The organism is Microcystis sp. M53603_WE2 (assembly GCF_030065435.1).
Genome location: NZ_JASJFF010001085.1, coordinates 1 through 3,751, shown reverse-complemented (window position 1 = coordinate 3,751; position 3,751 = coordinate 1). Strand labels below are relative to the sequence as shown.

4 protein-coding genes and 1 pseudogene are annotated in these 3,751 nt (G+C 41.7%); 3 read left to right on the top strand and 2 right to left on the bottom strand.

From position 1 onward, the window contains the following. Nucleotides 1-219 (bottom strand): annotated as a pseudogene (locus PX481_RS22910) (methylenetetrahydrofolate reductase); the annotation flags it as partial. A 654-nt stretch (nucleotides 220-873) separates the two neighbouring features. Here PX481_RS22910 and PX481_RS22905 point away from each other — a divergent pair. Then, nucleotides 874-1,602 carry a GDSL-type esterase/lipase family protein gene (locus tag PX481_RS22905; RefSeq protein ID WP_288096238.1) on the top strand — a complete coding sequence of 243 codons (729 nt, stop codon included), beginning with the start codon at nucleotides 874-876 and terminating at the stop codon, nucleotides 1,600-1,602. Nucleotides 1,603-1,975: 373 nt separating this feature from the next. On the opposite strand, the gene PX481_RS22900 is transcribed toward PX481_RS22905, so the two are convergent. Next, complete coding sequence (locus tag PX481_RS22900) at nucleotides 1,976-2,203, bottom strand: type II toxin-antitoxin system Phd/YefM family antitoxin (RefSeq protein ID WP_288096235.1); 228 nt, start codon at nucleotides 2,201-2,203, stop codon at nucleotides 1,976-1,978. 635 nt (nucleotides 2,204-2,838) lie between these two features. On the opposite strand from PX481_RS22900, the gene PX481_RS22895 reads away from it, so the two are divergent. Further along, nucleotides 2,839-3,216 (top strand): hypothetical protein, encoded by a 378-nt coding sequence (locus PX481_RS22895; RefSeq protein WP_288096233.1) that lies wholly within the window; start codon nucleotides 2,839-2,841, stop codon nucleotides 3,214-3,216. A gap of 10 nt (nucleotides 3,217-3,226) precedes the next feature. Next, nucleotides 3,227-3,751: caspase family protein (locus PX481_RS22890; RefSeq protein ID WP_288096230.1), on the top strand; the 525-nt coding region annotated here is incomplete at its 3' end.

Here is a 3,751-nt window from a genome sequence, read left to right as displayed (position 1 = left end):
GGGTTCGATGTCGTGTTGATAGAGAATAGCGGAGGCAGCCAGAGAGGACATTCGCACTACGGCGCGACTGCCATCGGTAATATTAGCCGCATGAACGCGATTTTTTAGCCAGAGGGCCATTTCTAGCATATGACTGGCATTCCCCCCTTTCGGGGGGGTAATCTCGGCTGTAATCAAAAATTCTCGGTCTTGAACCGCGCGTTGTAAACGAGTAGTCATCGAGTTATCTAGGGTTTAATCTTGACACTCCCATCGGTAAAACCGAGGGATTCTTGGGCTGAATCTTGCCTCTACTAGCAATGCTAATTTTGGTCTTACATTTTCATGTCTAGTCCGACTACACCTATAAGGCAAGCACTCTTGTGGACTACTCCCCAAGCTTAAATTCGGGTATGCCCTACCCTATTTGATTATTTTTATCTCCCACCTATGCCATATTTTTTGTTAGAGGGCAGTGAGGTATTGGGGCAACCTTTTTGAGTTGGTGACACTAGCCTTTTTACAACGGTCAGTTCGCGTGCCACGACTACACATCTGATTTTCCGCTTGCTTTCACTTTAGCACAAATTATCTTAAAACAGCAGAGTTTTAGTTGTGCTTCGCTGTTTCTATACTGGTCGGGGTTTCATCCCGTCGGTAAAACCGAGGGTCTTCACCCCGACATTTAAGATAAATTTTATAGTAGATTTAGCCCAGAAATGACTCGGAGGCAAGCAATGATCATCGGGCTGCTTTATACTGGTCAGTGCCGGTGCTTGGCTGATATCAGATGAGTTAACTGGCAGGAAAAAATTTCTAATGTAGTATAATACACGGACAGTTTAACCAAATTCGTTTACAAGTGTAAAGGACAACCGATTCGATCGAGCGATCATGCAAACTCTTTCTCGTTTACCTACTAAAGACAAAGGCCTAATCATGCCCCATCCCCTCAAAATCGTCGCTTTAGGTGATAGCCTTGTTTATGGCTATGGCGACCCCGTGGGTGGCGGTTGGGCCGAGCGCCTACGTCGTTTGTGGATGGAAAGTGCTGGTCATGCCCTGTATAATTTGGGTATTCGCGGCGATCGAGTGGTACAAGTGTCCGAACGTTTAGAACAGGAATTTCGTCTCAGGGGAGAAATTCGCAATCGTCTTCCCGACCTGATTCTTCTCTCCGTCGGTGTTAATGATACAGCCCGTTTAGGCCGGCCCGATGGTCGTACTTATACCGATCACGATCTTTTTCAAACTCAAATTGAACATTTACTCGGCCGGGCCCGTTCTCTTTGCCCGGTTTTGTTTATAGGTATGATTCCCGTGGATGAGCGGAAAATGCCCTTTTTAGATTGCTTTTACTTCAACCATCGCGATCAGTATTCTTTTAAAGAAACCACTAAACAAGCTTGTCTAGAGCAAAATATTCCCTATCTCGATTTATTTGATCTCTGGATGGACCGGGGCGATCTGTGGTGTCAAGAAAGATTAATGGAAGATGGACTTCATCCCAATGTGCAAGGCTATCAATCAATTTTAGAGGATATTTTAAACTGGTCGCCCCTCACCTCCTTTGTCGGTGTGGATGGTTTTATTCAACCGTTTACAGGAATTGCACAAAAGTGATGTCCTCTGTTCTCAGTGGTTCTAGCGGTGCTACAGAAACGAGAAGAGCCAGTAATATAACCGAACTTACCCCCTACATATCTACTACAATGCTGAACAGGCAATTGCACTACTCGTTCAAAATGTAGTAAATTAAGGGGCAAAATTTGCCAATCATTGCTCTGAATTTGTGACTCAATAAATTCTCGAAAAGGTGAATCAAAAGTTAATTTTTCCAGACTATATTTTATCGTCATTTTCCCAAAACTACCTTAACTAAGATAAACTAGATTTTCTTTTTCATTAATCATAATTTTATGGTTGTCTCTCCATTGTTTATTATTAGTGACATACCAAAGAAATACATAAGTATTTATTAAAAATTTGAGCCTAATTATTGATAATCTTCAAAATCAGTTAAAGGGGCATCAAAATCATCGGCTATCACAACTTTTCCCGCAGCACTTCTCGGTTGAAGCGGTGGTTTCTTGGCTAACTTTACAGGACTTAATTTAACTACAGGTTCATTATTTTCTGTGATGATAATTTCTTCACCTTTAAGTACAGATTCCAATAACTCATTAAGTTGATTTTTGGCTTGTTTTAATTCAACTGTAGTCATTAGTTTACCTCACTGATTAACAACACAAACATTAGTTTAATCTCAATCAAGAAAAGCGATGGATTAAGTTATATCTAGGGTTTGCTGAATAAATGTGAAATGTAGGCAAGGTAAGAGTTTTGTGGCTTTACGAGCGAAACAGGTGCAAATTTTGAGAGAATCGTCGTTCAAAACCTTGCGTCTTCATCGGCCCGCGTCCTGTAGGGGCGAAGCATTCGGGCAATAACCTATCGGTGAAACCGTAGATTTTCTATCCGAATGCTTCGCCCCTACTTTTTGCCGCAAACCCTATCTATATCCTTACTTTTAATCATGATACCAATACTCACCCCCTGTCAGGAATGTCAGACACATTCTCATACTTTCTAGCGGAATTATCGCCATTAGCCTGTAGTAGTAGTAGGTTGGGTTGAGGAACGAAACCCAACACACAATAATTGTTATGATTTCTTGGAGCAGCTTGAAAAATCGATCTTCTATGTTCAGCAACAGCACAACATCAGTGAAGAAATCTGCACTCGGCAAGGGGCAGTATGAAAATGGGATCACTTATTTAGATTTCAGATGGTATATGGTAAAATTTGCATAATTCAGTAAGATTAGTATTATCCTATATTATTTCAACTCAACTTCCTATGAGTAACAAATCTACGATTAAATTGGTGATCGCTTTTAACGATCCTAACCTGGAGCCTGAAGAACGCGACGAACAGGCCCAAGTATTACTAACAGAACTACAACAGGCAGATGAAGTTGAATCGGTTAAACGCATTCTTGATCCCAATCCCCCTGAAGGTAATAAGTCGTTGGGCGGTTTTTTGGGAGGAATGTTAATGACCGAAGTTAACCCCGCTAATGGGAAAAAGTTGTTAGGGTTTCTGGGCGATCGCTTGGGAGGTAAACCGATAGAATTGTCGGTAGAGGCCAATGGTCGCAAGTTGACGGTTAAGGCTCACAGTCGAGAAGAATTGGAAATAGCTATTAAAGCGGCTCAAGACTTTATCTCAGGTTAAAGAAGGTATTATGGCAAAATTTGCTTTGTTAATTGGTGTGAGCGAGTATTCCGAAGGATTGCGCCCAATTTCTAGTGCCATTCTAGACGTTGAAGCAATGCGCCGAGTATTAGAGCATCCAGACATGGGAGCCTTTGATCAGGTTAAAGTTTTGCCTAACCCAGACAAAGGGAGCATGGAAAAAGCAGTTGAGGATTTATTTGCTAATCGACAGCGAGATGATTTGGTGCTTTTATATTTTTCTGGGCATGGACTTAAAGCTCAAAATGCTAGATTTTTTCTAAGTACAAGAGAAACTGGGCGTGATCAGAATGGAGATTTTCGTCGTGCAACAGCTTTAGCGGCAAGTAAACTTCAAGAGTACATCACAGATAGTCGTTCCCAAAGGCAGATAATTATTCTCGACTGCTGTTTTAGCGGAGCATTGGTTCAGGGAATGCCAATCAAAGGGGAACTTAACATTCAAGAGGAATTAGGAGGTAAAGGAAGGGCGATTTTAACCTCTTCTAGTCCGATTGAATATTCTTTTGAGTCG

Excerpts from the sequence above, each read along its gene's own strand:
- PX481_RS22905 (WP_288096238.1), top strand. The coding sequence starts at position 874 with ATGCAAACTCTTTCTCGTTTACCTACTAAAGACAAAGGCCTAATCATG.
- PX481_RS22900 (WP_288096235.1), bottom strand. The coding sequence starts at position 2,203 with ATGACTACAGTTGAATTAAAACAAGCCAAAAATCAACTTAATGAGTTA.
- PX481_RS22895 (WP_288096233.1), top strand. The coding sequence starts at position 2,839 with ATGAGTAACAAATCTACGATTAAATTGGTGATCGCTTTTAACGATCCT.